The 15,792-nt window shown below is 63.4% G+C and carries 12 protein-coding genes; 6 read left to right on the forward strand and 6 right to left on the reverse strand.

The window, feature by feature from the left end; genetic code table 11:
* Positions 1-74: 74 nt before the first annotated feature.
* Both GRI97_RS18910 and GRI97_RS11450 read right to left on the reverse strand, forming a co-directional pair.
* The gene (locus tag GRI97_RS18910) at positions 75-1,742 is read right to left on the reverse strand and encodes a transferrin-binding protein-like solute binding protein (RefSeq protein ID WP_202392719.1); all 1,668 of its coding nucleotides are present in this window, start codon (positions 1,740-1,742) and stop codon (positions 75-77) included.
* 308 nt (positions 1,743-2,050) lie between these two features.
* Positions 2,051-3,454: an aminotransferase-like domain-containing protein gene (locus tag GRI97_RS11450; RefSeq protein WP_161391308.1), complete on the reverse strand. Its 1,404-nt coding sequence runs from the start codon at positions 3,452-3,454 to the stop codon at positions 2,051-2,053.
* 290 nt (positions 3,455-3,744) lie between these two features.
* On the opposite strand from GRI97_RS11450, the gene GRI97_RS11455 reads away from it, so the two are divergent.
* The 5 genes from GRI97_RS11455 (at position 3,745) to GRI97_RS11475 (ending at position 8,858) form a co-directional block, all read left to right on the forward strand.
* Entirely contained in the window at positions 3,745-4,131 is a 387-nt protein-coding gene (locus GRI97_RS11455; protein WP_328598557.1) for a DUF983 domain-containing protein, read from the forward strand.
* 28 nt (positions 4,132-4,159) lie between these two features.
* Positions 4,160-4,477: a hypothetical protein gene (locus GRI97_RS11460; RefSeq protein WP_235917773.1), complete on the forward strand. Its 318-nt coding sequence runs from the start codon at positions 4,160-4,162 to the stop codon at positions 4,475-4,477.
* A gap of 134 nt (positions 4,478-4,611) precedes the next feature.
* Complete coding sequence (locus GRI97_RS11465; protein WP_202392720.1) at positions 4,612-4,842, forward strand: hypothetical protein; 231 nt, start codon at positions 4,612-4,614, stop codon at positions 4,840-4,842.
* Positions 4,843-5,242: 400 nt separating this feature from the next.
* Positions 5,243-7,519, forward strand: coding sequence for a glycosyltransferase family 4 protein (locus tag GRI97_RS11470; RefSeq protein ID WP_235917774.1), 2,277 nt, complete (start codon positions 5,243-5,245; stop codon positions 7,517-7,519).
* Positions 7,491-8,858 (forward strand): glycoside hydrolase family 130 protein, encoded by a 1,368-nt coding sequence (locus GRI97_RS11475; protein WP_161391311.1) that lies wholly within the window; start codon positions 7,491-7,493, stop codon positions 8,856-8,858. The genes GRI97_RS11470 and GRI97_RS11475 overlap by 29 nt, the downstream gene beginning before the upstream one ends.
* A gap of 379 nt (positions 8,859-9,237) precedes the next feature.
* On the opposite strand, the gene GRI97_RS11480 is transcribed toward GRI97_RS11475, so the two are convergent.
* On the reverse strand, positions 9,238-9,690 hold the full coding sequence (locus GRI97_RS11480; RefSeq protein WP_161391312.1) for a DUF421 domain-containing protein: 453 nt from the start codon (positions 9,688-9,690) through the stop codon (positions 9,238-9,240).
* Positions 9,690-10,217, reverse strand: coding sequence for a hypothetical protein (locus GRI97_RS11485; RefSeq protein WP_161391313.1), 528 nt, complete (start codon positions 10,215-10,217; stop codon positions 9,690-9,692). Before GRI97_RS11485 ends, GRI97_RS11480 begins: the two co-directional genes overlap by 1 nt.
* A 350-nt stretch (positions 10,218-10,567) precedes the next feature.
* Between GRI97_RS11485 and GRI97_RS11490 the strand changes: the two genes are divergently transcribed.
* Positions 10,568-11,116: an MgtC/SapB family protein gene (locus tag GRI97_RS11490; protein ID WP_161391314.1), complete on the forward strand. Its 549-nt coding sequence runs from the start codon at positions 10,568-10,570 to the stop codon at positions 11,114-11,116.
* Between the two features lie 34 nt (positions 11,117-11,150).
* Here GRI97_RS11490 and GRI97_RS11495 read toward each other — a convergent pair whose 3' ends face one another.
* The gene (locus GRI97_RS11495) at positions 11,151-14,126 is read right to left on the reverse strand and encodes a TonB-dependent receptor (RefSeq protein WP_161391315.1); all 2,976 of its coding nucleotides are present in this window, start codon (positions 14,124-14,126) and stop codon (positions 11,151-11,153) included.
* Positions 14,127-14,183: 57 nt separating this feature from the next.
* Positions 14,184-15,668 carry a metallophosphoesterase gene (locus tag GRI97_RS11500; protein ID WP_161391316.1) on the reverse strand — a complete coding sequence of 495 codons (1,485 nt, stop codon included), beginning with the start codon at positions 15,666-15,668 and terminating at the stop codon, positions 14,184-14,186.
* Between the last annotated feature and the right edge of the window lie 124 nt (positions 15,669-15,792).

Genomic DNA, 15,792 nt, shown 5'->3' on the forward strand with positions numbered 1-15,792 from the left:
TGCAAGCTGTCAGGCCCATGGTGCCCAAGCTCGTCGCCCGTTGCAAATGGCAGATTTCCGAGAAGGGCCGGCGTTTATCGTTCCTTGGCCACGGTTACGCCGGTAATTCCCCAACCTGCATTGGCGGTTCCCTCAGGCAGGCCAATGGTGAAGCGACCGCCGATTTCCTGTGCTGATGGGCCATAGAAGCGGAACATGAGCGTGCCGAGACCATGGTCCACACCGGCCATGTTGATGGATGCCTCGCTGTCGGCCCCAAGGGCATTGAGCCGGCCGGAAAGATCGAAACTGCCGAAATCGATGCGGTCGCTACCGTGTGTAGCCGCAATGGCGAGCTGCCCGGCGAAGGACTGGTCCGAAAAATTGATGTCGAAGCGCGATGTCCCGTTCGCTTGATAGGCTTGTCCTGCGTTGCTGGCCGTACCCAGCACCACGCCATCATAGCGGGCGGTTCCGGTTCGCGCTGCGATCAGGCCGGCCGGGGTTTCGATGCCATAGATGAATTGCTGCGGAAAATGTTCATCGCGCGCTGCATCATAATAGGTCAGCTGCCATTCGCCGAAACTGGCATAGGTGAGCGCAAGTTCGGTATTGTCTGCGCCAGGTCGGTACAGCTCTACCGTCAAATCTTCGCGTGCCAGCCCCCTTCCGCCATTGCTGATGCGCCAAGCGTCAAAATTGACGTTGCGCGCGGCAACCCGGTCCCTGTCGGTGAAGGTGCCGCCAAGATAGTCCCATTCGGTTGCCCGAAAGCTGATGCTGCCATCGGTATTCAGGCTGATGCTGCCTTCGGGGTAAACCGTGCCGAGAATGTCCACCGCCACGCCGGGCTGCAGATTGGTCAATGCCAGATTGCGTATCGGCACGGCGTCGTCGCGCTGCCCGGTCAGAGCACCCGAAACGGTCATCCCATCGGCATTGCTGGCGGAAAAGGCCGCGCCCAGCTCAACCGCGCCTGGGCCGTAGAACCGCCCCTCCAGCGCCCCAACGGCGGTGCCATACAGCCCATCGTAGCGCAGCGTGCCAGCAAAGGTGGAGTTGGTGGCAGAAATCTGCCCCGCACCCGACATATGGAAATTGACGCCTGAACTGTGCTCTTCGGATGCCAGCGACTGTTCGAACACATCGGCCTTCGTGGTAAAGTCACCCGTCAGGAAATCGGCGTTGAACGTGCCCAGGCCGAACAGGGTCCGTGGCTCCTTGCCCGGCTGGGATACCACGCCGAAGGCATCGATATTGTATCCGGCGCTGCCACTGCGCGGCATGCTGCCGGTCGAAGTCGGCAGGCCATAGACGAATGTGGCCAGATCCATGGATTGCCGATCAGAAGAGACAATATTCCTCTGCCAATAGCCGAGCGCGACATGTTTGCGTTCCGGTAATCCGCTGTACGGTCGGCGAACCAGCGTCAGATACTCCCTGATGTCGCCCATCTGCCGATAGAAGACCAGCTCGTCGGCGTTGTCGGCGACAATATCCGCCTGGCCAAAGCTGGAGCTCACCTCACCCTTGGCCACAGTGTAGCTTTGGCTGTCGGCATTATAACTGATGGCAAGGGATGAATGTCGTGTGGTGCCGCCGGTGGCGGTGCCAGCCGTCAGATCGAACGTCAGATCACTGTTCGCGCTGCGGGTCGTGAAACTGCGGTCCCGGTCTGGATACAGCACGCTGTTTACCGGTGTGGGGGTGGGCGCCGGAGTGGGCGCAGGCGTAGGAACCGGAGTGGGAGCCGGCGTAGGCACCGGAGTTGGGGCAGGGGACGGCGCCGGAGAGGTGGGCGCAGGAGTTGGCGGGGGCGCCGGGGTACTGCTCGGGCCGCCCGATCCCCCGCATGCGCTCAACATGGCAATAGCGGCCGTGCTTGCGACCAGCATGAACTTGCGCATTTTATTTCCCCCTGTTGGGTGAAACATGCCACGCCGATCATGGAGCGGTCAACTACAGACGCCAACGCGGCCAAATAAATGGCACCCGTTTGCTTGGCAATGTTGTGCTGGATTTGAATTCGGGGTCGGGGTGGCCATGGTTTTGCTTGCCGGGCCGCCCACCCTCACACCAGCGGCGCCAGCCTCGGCCCGCTATGGTGCAACAGCGTATCGAGCAGCGCCAGCGCCCGCGCCAGCTGCTCGCGGCTCAAGCTCCCGCCGATCGACACCCGCAGCGCCGCCGCCACATCGGGCCCGGCAGCAAAACCTTCCCCGCTCACCACGGAAAGCCCCGTGGGCGCCAGCGCCGCCATCACCGCATGGGCGGGCATGGCGGGGGGCAGGGGCACCCACAGATGATAGCCATCCTTCGCCGCGCGATAGCTACCCGGCGGCAGGATCTCGCGCACGATCTGCTGGCGCGCATGGCATTCCTGCCGCACCTCTTCCACCAGCCGGGCCCAGCTGCCGTCCTCCAGCCATTGGGTGGCGATCGCGCTGTTCAGCGGCGGGGGCATGATCGCGGTTTCATGCATATCGGCGCCCAGCCGCCAGCCATGCCCCAGATCCGGCGCCCGCAGATAGGCGATGCGCAAGGCGGGGGAGATGATCTTGGCCAGGCTTGCCACATGCCACACCCGTTCGGGTGCCAGCGCCGCCAGCGGCACGGTCGGGGCGGCGCTCAGCCAGCCATAGGCATCATCCTCGATCACGGCGATGTCATGCCGCCGGGCCACCTCCACGATCCCCGCCCGCCGCTCAGCGCCCATGGTGGCGGTGGTCGGGTTGTCATTCCCCGGCACCAGATAGAGCGCGCGCAAGCCCTCCGCCGCGCAGGCCCGGTCCAGCGCATCGGGGCAGATTCCTTCCTCATCCATCGCCAATGGCACCACGCGCTGCCCGCGCCGCCGGGCGATCGCCAGCCAGCCGGGATAGGTCACGCAGCCCGTACCCACCGCATCACCGGGCTTGAGCAGGGCGGTTGCAATCGCATGCAGCGCATTCTGCCCGCCACTGGTGACTAGCACAGTGTCCGCATCGGCGGGAATGCCGCGCAGCCCCAGCCATCGTGCCCCGGCCACCCGATCCACCTGCGCACCGCCCGCCGGCTGATACTGCAGCCGGTTCGCGGCGGCGGGCCCATCCAGAATGGCCTGCAGCGATGCGGCATAACGCGCGCCCAGAGTGCTGTCGGCCGGCAGCGGGGGCAGGTTCATGCCAGTGTCGAAGGGCGCGATTTCGGCTGACAGGCCTGCGCCCGATGCAGGCTGCGTGGCACCGGCCACCGGCGCGCGCACGAAACTGCCGCGCCGGCCATCGGCATCGATCAACCCGGTCCGTCGCGCCTCGGCATAGGCACGGGTGATGGTGCCCAGATCCAGCGCCAGCGCCTCCGCCAGATCGCGCTGCGCCGGCAGGCGGTCCCCCGCACGCAACCGACCGGCGGCGATATCGCGCGCCAGCGCGGCGCTGATGGCCAGATATCGCGGCCCGGCCACGTCATGGATTTCGGGCACCCACATTGGCATGCGTCGGATCTGCCTTCCCTTCTTTATTGTCTGCATTTTGCATTGATTATGTATGCATACAAGAGCTATATGCAGGGCGTCCGGGCCATGCCTTTGTCGGCATGACCGCAGCATGAGGTTCTGCTTCGATGTCCAACACCCCGCCTGACGAAACGCCCGGTCCGGAAACCGGCAGGCCCGTCGTCGCGAAGACGGATGATGCGCCGGCAGAACTGTCCACCGGCGCCCGCCCGCCCAGCCGGGCGCAGCCGGGCCCGCAGCAGGCTGGCGGGAAGGAAAAGAACCGCTGGATCCTGCGCACCGCGTGGAAGGGGCTGTGCCCGCGCTGCGGCAAGGCCAGCATGTTCCAGTCTTTCCTGAAACTGCGCGATGTCTGCCCCAGTTGCGGGCTCAACTATCGCTTCGCTTCGCCCGATGACGGGCCGGCGTTCTTTTCCCTCTGCATCGTCGCCTTTCCGCTGATGTTCTTCGTCGTCTGGCTCGAAGTTGTGCACGAACCGCCCTTCTGGGTGCATCTGCTCACCTCGTTTCCGCTGATGCTGATCGGTTGTGTTCTGCCGCTTCAACCGATCAAGGCCTGGCTGGTGGCATCGCAATATGTCCATCGCGCGCAGGAAGCAGGGACAGAGCATCTGTGGGAAAAGCTGCATGGCCAGGATGACGAACCAAAAATCTGAACGGCTCGCCTGAAAGGTCGCCCCGTCCATGGACTGCGCTTCGGATGTCACGCGCCAGATCGCCCGCGATGGTGCCATCGTCTATTTGCGCGCCACCGGGCGCGATGATCTCGCCGCGCTGGTCGCTGCGGGGGAAGGGGATGATTTTCCCGAGGTACGCAGCGCGGCGGCCGCCCTGCGCGGGCTGGGCGATGTTCTCACCCGCTATGAGGCGGCCCTGCGCCAATATGCAGAGGCGGATTTCTGGGATGACGATTGGCCCGGTGGCGCACTGGCTCGGCACGATCACGGCGAAATGGCCCGCAATGTGCTGAACGGGCGGCCCCCATTCTTTCACCGCGACTGATCGTCAGCCGCAGCCAGGCGGTGTCACTGCTGGAACAGATGCCTTTGCGAACGGTTTTGATCCCGAACCTGGATTGACGATCCGCCATCGCAATGGCGACGGAAATCAACCGACAATGTTCGAGGAGAGCGACCATGCCAGCAGCATCCGCCACCACGCCCGATGAACCCGTGACCACGCCTGCGCCCGATCCGGCGCCGGCCCCCCAGCCTGACATCATCGAGCCGCAGTCGCCCCCCGAATCCCCGGATGATCCTGCGCCGGGTGAAGCACCTCTGCAGGAACCGCCCGAGGTTATTCCCGTCGGCCCGGATTACGATCAGCCATCGCCCCATATTCCGGAAACACCACCGCAGCTGCTCTAGCGCGACGTGTTTTTGCGAGTTCCAGGTCGGCAGTTGATCCACCCGCCTGGAAATCGCTCCACGCCAGTTCCAGACAAACTTTGTTACTTTTGTTAATCGTTCGGAACCGAGGCGTGCAGCCCACGTTAAGGCAGCATCTGCGGCAGTCCTGCGACGGGATCAAGCTGCAGGCAAACCGGTCATGAAAAGCAGTTTCGCCTGCCGCCACGTCGCGGTGGGGAGGTGATCTGCGGCCGGATAACTCGAACTATTCAGGCGGCGATCCATCATGCTCGAAGTGTCCAGCAACAACGCTTTTCATTTCCCGAACCCTCAGCCCGTCAATGATGACGGGCTGGCTCTTCGCGATCATTCTGGTGCGTCCAGGGCCGCCCGTGCGGCTGTAAAGGGCATTGCAGCCATGCCAATGGTGCCGGTCACAGCGGCAAATGCGCCGCTGACCGTTGCTCTCATCGGCAATTTTCCGCCGCGCAAATGCGGGATTGCCACCTTTACCGACGACATTGTGCAAACCCTGGCCCGGTATCATCCAGAGGTTACGCTGCGCAATTGTGCTATCCAGAACAGCACGGATCCCGTCGCGCATGACGCGATGTTTGCCGAACTGCTGAAGGATGACCGGGCCGCCTATGCCGATCTGGCGCAGGCGATCAACCGGGACCAGCCGGATATGGTCTGGCTGCAGCACGAATATGGCATCTTCGGCGGCCCCGACGGCGAATATGTGCTCGATCTGGTTGATCGCATTGCCGCGCCGCTGGTCCTGACGCTCCACACGATCCTGCGCGATCCCTCGCCGGGGCAGGAACGGATCATGCGCCGGCTGGTGGCCTGCGCGTCGCAGGTGATGGTCATGAACCGGGGTGGCCGCGATTTGCTGATCGAGAAATATGGCCAGGATCCGGCGCGTGTCAGCGTGATCGAACATGGCGCGCCCGATCATCCGCTCCGCCTCAGCACCCAGGCGGTGCCGGGCACGCCGCGGATCCTCATGACCTTTGGCCTGCTGTCGCCGGGCAAGGGGCTGGAAACCGCGATTGAGGCATTGCCGGCGATCGTCGCCCGTCATCCCGAAGTCATCTATCGCATCGTGGGTGTTACCCATCCCAATGAAGTGCGCCACAATGGCGAAGCCTATCGCGACAGCCTGCGCGCTCTGGCGGACAGGCTGGGCGTGGCCCATCATATCGAATGGGTGGATCGGTTCGTGGATACGCCGGACCTGGTCGACATGCTCGAAGCCTGCGACATCTATCTGACCCCCTATCCCAATCTGCAGCAAAGCACCTCCGGCACGCTCAGCTATGCGGTGGCGCTGGGGCGCGCGGTGGTCTCCACTCCCTACGCCCACGCCAGGGAACTGCTCGGCGATATTGGCGGGATGCTGGTGGAACCACATGACCCCGTCGGCATTTCTGCTGCTGTGAACGAATTGCTCGACGATCCCGAACGGCTGGCCGACCTCCAGACGCGGACATATCAGCGCGGTCGATCGACCGTGTGGCAGCATTTCGCCGATGGCGCGCGCAACCTGCTCAACCAGGCGGCCCCGCATGCAGTGGCTTCCCTGCCCGTTCGCCCCGCGCCGGCGCATCCCAGCCTGACCGCGTTCGAGGCGCTGTGCGATGGCACCGGCATGCTCCAGCATGGCCGGGGAATCATTCCCGATCGCAACCATGGCTATTGCCTGGACGACAATGTGCGGGCGCTGATGCTGGTCAACCGGCTGTACTGGCTGGATGACAATGCCGCCTTGCGCATGTCCAGCCCCTTCGCATCCTTCCTCCAGCATGCCTGGAATGCGGAGCGGCAGGTGTTCCGCAATTTCATGAATTACGATCGCAGCTGGTGCGAAGATGAAGGATCGCCGGACAGCAACGCCCGTGCGATCTGGGCACTGGGCGATACATTCGAAAACTCCCGCGTTGCCGGCCTGCGGGAATGGGCCCTGCATGGGTTCGACAGCTACGCCAAAATGGCCCGTGATCTCACCTCGCCCCGCGCCGTCTGCTTTGCCGGCCTGGGCGCTGCCGCCGTTCTGCGTGTCAGGCCAGATCATGAACTGGCTCACCAATTGGCAGTGCGTTGTGGCGCCATGCTCAGCGGTCTGCTGGCCGATGCCAGCCGCCCGGAATGGGTCTGGTTCGAAGATGTCATTGCCTATGACAATGCCCGTCTGCCGCAGGCGCTGATCGAATGCAGTCATGTGCTGGGGCACAGCGACTGGGTGGATCTGGGTTTCGACAGCCTGCGCTGGCTGATGGAACGGCAATTCCCCGATGGGGTTGTCGGCGGCATGTATCGCCCGGCCGGGTCGGACAGCTTTGGCAAGCCCGGTGAATTTCTGCCCTTCGATCAGCAGCCGCTCGAAGCCTGGGCCACCATCGATGCCTGTGTGACGGCGATCCGCCTGGGGGACAGGAGCGCGCCGTGGTTCGATTATGCGACCCGGACCTGGCAATGGTTCCTGGGCGATAATGATCGCCAGGCCGTGCTGGCCGATCCGCGCACCGGCATCTGTCTGGACGGGGTTACCCGGCATGGTGCCAATGGCAATTGCGGCGCGGAATCGCTGCTTGCCTATCACCTGGCGCATTATGCCTATGCCGGTTTGCGGGATCATGCCGAACAATCCAGGGGAACATGCCATGTCATCGGCAGCGCCGAACCACACTGACGCTCATAACGGGCTTGCCGCCCCGATTGCCGATTACGCGGGCCCCCCGCTGTCCGACAAGGTTTTCACCATCCACGCCCGGCGACTGTCCGCCAATCCGGCGCGGGTGGTGATCCGCCCGTTCCATCTGGGCTGGCAGGGCACCAACACCAGCTCGTCGCGCGGCGGCAAGCTGGTGTCCGATGTCATGGGGCTGCCGGAAATCGTGGTGGAAAGCGAATATGCCGCCATCCTCGAAGATTTTTCGGAACGTCACTGGCAGACGGAACGCGTGTTCGAAGAACGCTTCGTCGAGGTTGCCAACACGCTGAACCTGCCGCTCGATCTCTCGCCGGCGCGCAAGCGGCTGATCGGCGCCTATTTCTGCCACGAATACAGCTATGCCGCGGCGGCGCTGATGAACCCCAGCGTGGTTCCGCATCCTGATCAGTCGGGGCTGCGCGGCGGCGCCATGCGCTTCATCATGTCGGTCCGCGCGGTGGGGGAAGGGCACATCAGCTCGATCGCCTTTCGCGAAGGGATCGTGCACCCCGATGGCAGTTTCCGCCTCTGGCCCCAGCCCGGCGTCGCCACAGCCGCGCAATTGTCATCCGACGCCGCCCCCAGCGACGATGGCGAGGTGCGGTTTCAGCGGCACCCGGAATGCACCCTGTCCGGATCAGTGGTCTTCCCGATGACCGAACGCCAGCGCAACGGGCTGGAAGATTTGCGGTTGGTCCGCTTCGATCATGGGAACAAGGATTATGAATGGGTCGGCACATATACGGCCTATGACGGGCGCGAAATCCGCTCCGAAATCCTGCGCACGCGCGATTTCCGCAATTTCACCATGACCCCGGTCGAAGGGCGCGCCGGTCGCAACAAGGGGCTTGGCCTGTTCCCGCAGAAATTCGGCGGATCCTATTACATGATCGGCCGGCAGGACGGGAAAAACCTCTATCTGCTGTCATCGCGCACCATGGATCATTGGGACGATGATGGCGTGCTGCTGCTGGAACCGAAATTCCCCTGGGAATTCATCCAGATCGGCAATTGCGGCGCGCCGATCCTGTGTGATGAGGGCTGGCTGGTGCTGACCCATGGCGTCGGTGCCATGCGCAAATATGCGATCGGTGCCGTGCTGCTGGATCGCGACAATCCGACCAAGGTGTTGGCCCGCAGCGAACGCCCGATTTTGGCCGCGAAGGACAATGACCGCGAAGGCTATGTCCCCAATGTCGTCTACACCTGCGGCGCGATGATGGTCGGCGATACGCTGTTCATGCCCTATGGCATTTCCGACAGCGCGATCGGCTTTGCGACCGCGCCGATCGGCGATGTGCTGTCACATCTGAGCTGATCGCGTTGCGGGGATAGCCCAAGCCCCACGACCAAATCTCACCCACGCCCGCTCAGCCTGAGCCCGTCGAAGGCCACGCGCCGAGGGTTGCAAAGGGCGCCAAGCCCGTGGCAGTGCTTCGACAAGCTCAGCACGAGCGGATGTGGTGAAAGGACTCGGCCCAAGTCCCACGACCAAATCGCACCCACGCCCGCTCAGCCTGAGCCCGTCGAAGGCCACGCGCCGAGGGTTGCAAAGGGCGCCAAGCCCGTGGCAGTGCTTCGACAAGCTCAGCACGAGCGGATGTGGTGAAACGACTCGGCCCAAGTCCCACGACCAAATCGCACCCACGCCCGCTCAGCCTGAGCTCGTCGAAGGCCACGCGCCAAGGGTTGCGTCACTATTCTCCCGCATCATCGCGCCGGATGAAGCTGATCTTGCCCTGCGGTTCCAGAATGGCCCAGGCGACATCCTGGATCGATGCAATGCCCGCCAGTCGCATCTCGCTTTCCACTTCGGAAACCGTGATCCGGTCACGCTTCAGATTGGCGCGGATCAGCTCGCCATTGCTGATCAGCACGCGCGGCTGTCCCTCCAGCACGCGTTCGATGCGGGGGAACAGATAGGAAATCCAGCTGAGCAACAGCGCCAGGAAAGCAAAGGTACCGATCGCCAGCAGCGATCCGGTCATGCTGAAATCATTATGGGTTATGCCCTGCTGGATCAGATCGCCCATGGTGATCATCATCACCAGCTCGAACGGGGTCATCTGCCCCAGCTCGCGTTTGCCCATCAGGCGCAGCAGGCCGTACAGTACCACGAACATGATGGCGGCGCGGATGACGATATCCATCAGGGATAGACCTTCAGCCGTGCGGGGAAGCGTGCCAGTTCGCGCTCCCCGTCGGTCACCGCAATCTCCCCGGCGGTGCCGCCCACCAGCGGTGGGTTGATCTGGCCATCGATCTTGATGATCAGGGTCTCGCCAGCCTCCAGCGGGCCCCAGCTCAGCTGATAGCCTCCGGGCGCGGGCTTTTCTTCCGCCGGGGCGGGGATCATGGCGTTGATGGTCAGATCCCGCCAGTAACTGGCGGGGATGATCAGACCGGCATCACCGATCTCCTGCTTGGCGGTCAGCTCGGCGCGCATTTCGAAAAATTCGCCATTGCGCAGCCTTTCGGGGAAATTCACCGACAGCCGCATGGCGGGTGTTTCCACCACGCGGACAGGATGCGGCCCTCCACCGAATGTACCGGCCAGGGCCAGGCCCAGCAGCGTAGCCAGGGCAATCAGCATCGCCGGATTGGCATGGCGATGCCAGGGGCGGATCCGCCTATGGCTTTCACCTATGCCTTGGGGAAGGGCGGGTTCGTCGGGCATCAGTCTTTTCCTGACCCATCGCGGCGGCGGATTAGCGGCGCCCGCCCTTTGATCCGGCGGGTCGCCGCAAGGATGGCCCGCCATTGGGGGCGGGGTTTTACCTTGTCATCCGTTGCCGGATCATCCGGGTCCTGAGACAGGGGGGAACGAAAAACACTCTCCTGACCGGACGGCGGCTTTTGCGGCACAGACGCTCCTTCTGACGGGCCTATCATGCCGATGGGAACGTGCTTTTCGGGGCCGGGTTCCGCGCGCGCCGACGCGTGACGATTCCGGAACAGATTGGGGCTGCCGCCGTTGTTTCCGCACTCTCGGGCCGGTCTGCGGTCAGGGTATTCGTGGGACCAGGCATGATACTCAACCCTCCAACCGGGCTGCATATGCTGGACTGGGATATGCTCGCGCGCCTCAGTTCTGCCGCCGTGCTTGGTCTGCTGCTGGGCGTGGATCGCGAATTGCGGGACATGCCGGCGGGCATGCGCACCCATGGGCTGATCTGTTTTTCCGCCGCCTTCGTCACCGTCGCGGCGCTGGCGCTCTATTACCAGATGGGTGGGTTGGAATCGAATATCGATCCGCTGCGCGTGATCGAAGGAACCGCCGCCTTCACCGGCATCATCGCCGCCGGGCTGATCGTGGTGAACAAGGGGGAGGTGAAGCATCTGACCACCGCCGCCCATGTCTGGCTGGCCACGGTGATCGGCATTGCCTGCGGGGCGGGGCTCTGGCCGCTGGTGGCCTTCGGCGCCATCGTGGCGGTGATCATGCTGACCCTGCTCGGCGTGTTCGAAAAGCGGGTGCTCCGCCAGTTTCGGGCAGAGCGGGCTCCGGATGACAAGATCGAGGACCGCGCCGAAACTCCCTCTCCGCAGATAAAGAAGGGGCGGGATATCCCCTGAATATCCCGCCCTCCCGGCGTTAACCTCGGATCGATCAGAAGTTGAAGCGGGCACCCCACATGTAGCGCGCACCGAAGGTTTCGTGTTCGATCACGCGGGCACGGTCGCCGACATAACGCACGCCGGGTTCGTCCAGCAGATTGTTCGCGTCGAAATAGAATTCAACATTGTCGTTGATGGCATAGCGCATCGACACGTCGAGCCGGCCGACGCGATCCCAGTAATTGTCACCCACCACGGCGTTGGAACCGAGCGAGTCGATCCAGGAAGACCGTTCCTGCCAGCTGACACGGGCGGAAAAACCGGCCCGCTCGTAGTAACCGGACACGTTATAGACGACATCGGATGCACCCGGCAGCGCCACCGTGCGGCCGTCGGGCGTGGTCGCTTCGCTGTCGTTGAGCGTCAGATTGGTCTGGAAGCCGAAGCCACCCATCCAGTCCGGCAGGCCCAGGCTGCGGGCCAGTCCTTCGAGCGGCTGCGAAAACGCCACTTCGATGCCCTTGATCGATCCGCTCGCACCATTGCCGATGGTCGAATAGATATAGGTCGAACGCTTGAGTTCCGGCGTGTCGAAATCGGTCAGGCCGAACTGGTTGTATTCGATGTCGAACAGCACATCGGTAACGTCCTTGTAGAAGGCACCGATCGAAAAGAACCCGCGCGACGGCATGTACCATTCATAATACAGGTCGACGCCCTTGGCCTTTTCCGGCTTGGCCAGCGGATTGCCGCCCGAAACCGTTTCATTGATGTCGTCGATCGACAGGTTCGGGCGCAGATCCGTGTAATCGGGCCGCGCCGCGCCGGTGTTGAACGACAGGCGCATCTTCATGTCCGGGGTCACGTCCCAGTTGATGTGCATGCTCGGGAACACCATCGTCTGCGAAGACGATACGCTTGCCGGCAGGAAGGCCGTGGCCCCGTCCACCGTCGTCTGCACGAAGGCGTCGGACTGGTTGCGCACGTTTTCAAGCCGCGCCCCGGCAACGATATTGCCCCAGTCGAAGAAACTGGTGCCCATCAGATAGCCGGCCAGAACCCGTTCGTTGACCTTGTAGAAATTGGTCTCCGTCGTGCCCGGCTGCACCCGCGTGCCGCCATTGGCGATGAAGCTGTCGAACAGCGCGGCACCGGCGTCGCTGGAGAAGTAGCGGAAGTTGTAGCGCAGCGGAATGCGGCCCTTGAACGGCTCGTTGATGGCGAAATCATCCATCGTCGGGGCCGTGATCCCGGCTGCTGCCAGATCGGCGGGGCGCGCCTCCAGCGTCAGGCGATTGGCTTCCTTGGTGCGGTCGTCGAACTGCACACCGAACTGCAGCTTGGTGTCGCTGCCGAACAGGGTCAGGTCGCGCGTCACGTCGAACTTGGCCGTATAGGCATCGGTCTGGGCGCGGCTGACCGTGCGGGTCATCGTCACGTAATCGAGTTCCGTGCCGGTGATCGACGGGCGTTCATTGCCCAGGCTGTAGGTGCCATCGGCATTGCGAATGGTTTCATACAGCCGCAGATTGTTGATCGTGCGATCGGTCAGATCATAGACGATCGACGGGCGCAGCAACTGGCTGGTCGGGCTGCGCCAGGTGGAACCGAACGGCCCGCGGCTGTCGTCCTGCGCGCGGGTGTAATTCAGCCGCCATTTCACGTCCCAGGCATTCAGATCGTGGTTGCCGCCCAGCGTGTTGGTGAAGATGCGCTGGCGGGAAGAGTTGCTGTTCAGCGTGGAATCGATTTCGACGCCATAGATTGTGCCTTCATAGGGCGTGTTGCCGGTGGCCGAATTGGCCCAGCCGGGGCCGTTGCGGCTGTCGTCCACGTCGAACACATAGGCGCTGCGCATTTCGTCGTCGCGGAATTCGGTGTGGACCGAATTGAAGAAGAATTCATGGTTCGGGCTCGGGCGCCAGTCCAGCCGGCCACTGAAGGCCATGTTGCTGCGGGTCAGGCGATAGAGCTTGTTCTGGCTGTTGTTGTTCCACACCTGGCCATCGGGGCGCAGGGTCCAGCCACCTTCATAATTGTCCGTCACCATGTCGCGTTCGTAACGCGAAGCGGACAGCAGCACGCCGAAGGTATCGTCGAAGAACCGGTCGGAAATATGCGCGGCGCCATTGTACTGCAGCCCGCCGCCCAGATCATTGTAGCCCAGCGCCACATCGCCGGCCAGGTTGAAGCCCGGGTAATCGAAGGCGCCGCGCGTGCGCACGTCGATATTGCCGGCCACGGTTTCACCCGGCATGTCGGCGGTCACGGCCTTGCGCACGATCACCGCGCTGGCGATCGCGGAAGGGATGGTGTCGAAACGGGTGGTGCGGCCTGCCGGGCTGATCACATTGATCCCATCGAAGGAAATCGTGGTCCAGCTGGTCTGCGCGCCGCGCAGGCTGACGAAACGTTCCTGGCCCTGGTCGCGCTGCACGGCGATACCCGGCAGGCGGGAAAGCGCTGCGGCGATGTTCTGATCGGGGAAGCGGCCGATGCTGTCGGCGGCCACCACATTGATCAGCGATGTGGAGGAACGCTGCATCTGCAGCGCGGCGGCTTCGGATTCGGCGATCGGACGGGCGCCCGAAACGATGATCGTGCCGCCTTCATCGGTCTGGCCCATCTGCAGGGCGACTTCGGTGGAATGGCCGGCCTGGACATTCACCTGCTGGGTCAGGTCGGGCAGGCCGATATAGCTGACGGTGATGGTGCGGCTGCCGGCGGCAACGCTGGTCAGGCGGAAACGGCCTTCGGTGTCGGTCCGGGCAACGATATTGGAACTGTCGATGCGCACTTCGGCGCCATTGACGAAGCGACCCGATGCATCGGTCACCACGCCATGGATCTGGCCCATGGTCGCGCGATCGGCGGCATCCAGCGTCTCATCGGCGGCGGACATGGCGGTGGCGGCAAGCGTCGCAACCGGTGCCTGCTCTGCGGCAGAGGCATTGGCTGCGCTGATCAGCGCGACCAGCGCGGTGGACGCAGACATGGCAATACGGATCGAACCGGTGGAGCCGGTCATAGTTTTTCCCCTCAGTAGGAAATCTGTGGAAGTGAAGAGGCGTTGCTCTTCAGGGCATCATTGCCCTCTGCCGGGATATGGCAGCGTGTTGTCGAACCGCCTGGTGTCAGGCAGCTCTTCCCTCTCCTGTGCGATGGTCTTGGTGCCATCTGCCGCCTTGGTCAGGCGAACATCGTCATACAGGCGGCCATCGGCGGTGTAGGCGGCGTAATGCAGCGTCCCGCCATCGATGGTGATCACCTGATAAAACTGGGTATTTTCAGCCATCCGGTCCAGCGTCACGCCGCTGGCGCCGTAATCGGTCCAGCCGTTCTCGCGGAACTCATACTGCTTGGGGCCGGACACCGAATTGACGAACATCGTCGTCACGCTGCCGGCTTCCCCGGCCGAATGCCGCGCGGGCAATTGCACCGGATCCTCGATCGTGCCCCGGGCATAGGTATGGTCATGCCCCTGCAGCATCAGATCGACCTTGTGCTTCAGCAGCACGGGCAGCAGGATTTCGCGCAGGCGCGGATTGTCCCGTTCATTGCCCGATGAATAGATCGGGTGATGCTGCGTCACGATCCGCCAGCGGGCGGTGCTGGCGGTCAGCTTCGCATCCAGCCAGGCGGCCTGCGCGGCCAGATCCCGCGCGTTGGAATTCAGCACGAAGACCTGCAGATCATCCGAATAACGGACGTCATAGACGGTCTCATGCAGTTCGGCGGGCAGGGCGCTTTCCACCGGCAGGCGGAATTGCGGCCGCCACAGGAAGGCGAGCGCGCGTTCGCGGTCGGCCTCGCTCAGGCCAATGGAGTCATACTCATGGTTTCCGGCCACCGGGATCGCCGGCACCATGCCGTGAATGAACCCGCCGGCGCGGAACCATTGCGCCCATTCCAGATCGCGCGAACCCCGGTTCACCAGATCGCCGGCATGCAGGATGAAACGCGCATCGGGCGCGGTCTGAAACGCGGCGCGGATCACGCGCGGCCAGTGCGAATCCAGCCCGTTCTGCGCATCGCCCAGATAGATGAAACGCAGCGGCGCTTCCGGCGTGGCGGTCGTGCCCCTGGCCGGCGCGGTGCGGGTCTGGAACCATTCGCTCCATTTCCCGTCGGCCCCTTCCACGCGATAGGCATAGAGCGTGTTGGGCGCCAGCCCGTCGAAGCGCACCGAATGGTAACTGGCACCCGGCAGGCCCTGATTGTGTTCCACCGGAATGCGCACGCCGGCGCGCTGGATGGCATCCAGATCGATCGTCTCGCTGGTCGCGGCAATCGAGCGGGCATTCTGGTCGAACCGGGCATCGGGCAGGGCCAGGGCGATCTCGGCCTTCGCCGTCGTCACGCTGGCGGCGGTGCGCCAGTTGACCGCAATGCTGGTCGCCGGATCGCCTTCGAAGCTCGCAATGATGCGGTCGGGCCATTCGCTGGCCTGCTGCCACGGGGCAATCGCCGGTGCGTCATGTTCAGCGGATACATGCGCCTGAACCGGGGACACGGCCACGCACATGCCGGGCACGGCCAGAGCCGCCGCCCGCATCAACAAATTCCTCATTGCGACCTCCCAGGTCCTGGCCTGTTCGGCCTGATCTTGAGCGGGCCTCTAGGGGGGCGGAATTACGGTTTGAGGGCGATCCTATTACAATTGGAAGAAAGTTACGTTACAACGCAATTTCATT

Source organism: Croceibacterium xixiisoli (genome assembly GCF_009827305.1).
Classification (GTDB): Bacteria; Pseudomonadota; Alphaproteobacteria; order Sphingomonadales; family Sphingomonadaceae; genus Croceibacterium_C; species Croceibacterium_C xixiisoli.

Bases quoted from the DNA above. Each gene is read 5' to 3' on its own strand.
- GRI97_RS11450 (WP_161391308.1), bottom strand. From the start codon at position 3,454: ATGCCAATGTGGGTGCCCGAAATCCATGACGTGGCCGGGCCGCGATAT.
- GRI97_RS11460 (WP_235917773.1), top strand. From the start codon at position 4,160: ATGGACTGCGCTTCGGATGTCACGCGCCAGATCGCCCGCGATGGTGCC.
- GRI97_RS11465 (WP_202392720.1), top strand. From the start codon at position 4,612: ATGCCAGCAGCATCCGCCACCACGCCCGATGAACCCGTGACCACGCCT.
- GRI97_RS11470 (WP_235917774.1), top strand. From the start codon at position 5,243: ATGCCAATGGTGCCGGTCACAGCGGCAAATGCGCCGCTGACCGTTGCT.
- GRI97_RS11475 (WP_161391311.1), top strand. From the start codon at position 7,491: ATGTCATCGGCAGCGCCGAACCACACTGACGCTCATAACGGGCTTGCC.
- GRI97_RS11480 (WP_161391312.1), bottom strand. From the start codon at position 9,690: ATGGATATCGTCATCCGCGCCGCCATCATGTTCGTGGTACTGTACGGC.
- GRI97_RS11485 (WP_161391313.1), bottom strand. From the start codon at position 10,217: ATGCCCGACGAACCCGCCCTTCCCCAAGGCATAGGTGAAAGCCATAGG.
- GRI97_RS11490 (WP_161391314.1), top strand. From the start codon at position 10,568: ATGATACTCAACCCTCCAACCGGGCTGCATATGCTGGACTGGGATATG.
- GRI97_RS11495 (WP_161391315.1), bottom strand. From the start codon at position 14,126: ATGACCGGCTCCACCGGTTCGATCCGTATTGCCATGTCTGCGTCCACC.
- GRI97_RS11500 (WP_161391316.1), bottom strand. From the start codon at position 15,668: ATGAGGAATTTGTTGATGCGGGCGGCGGCTCTGGCCGTGCCCGGCATG.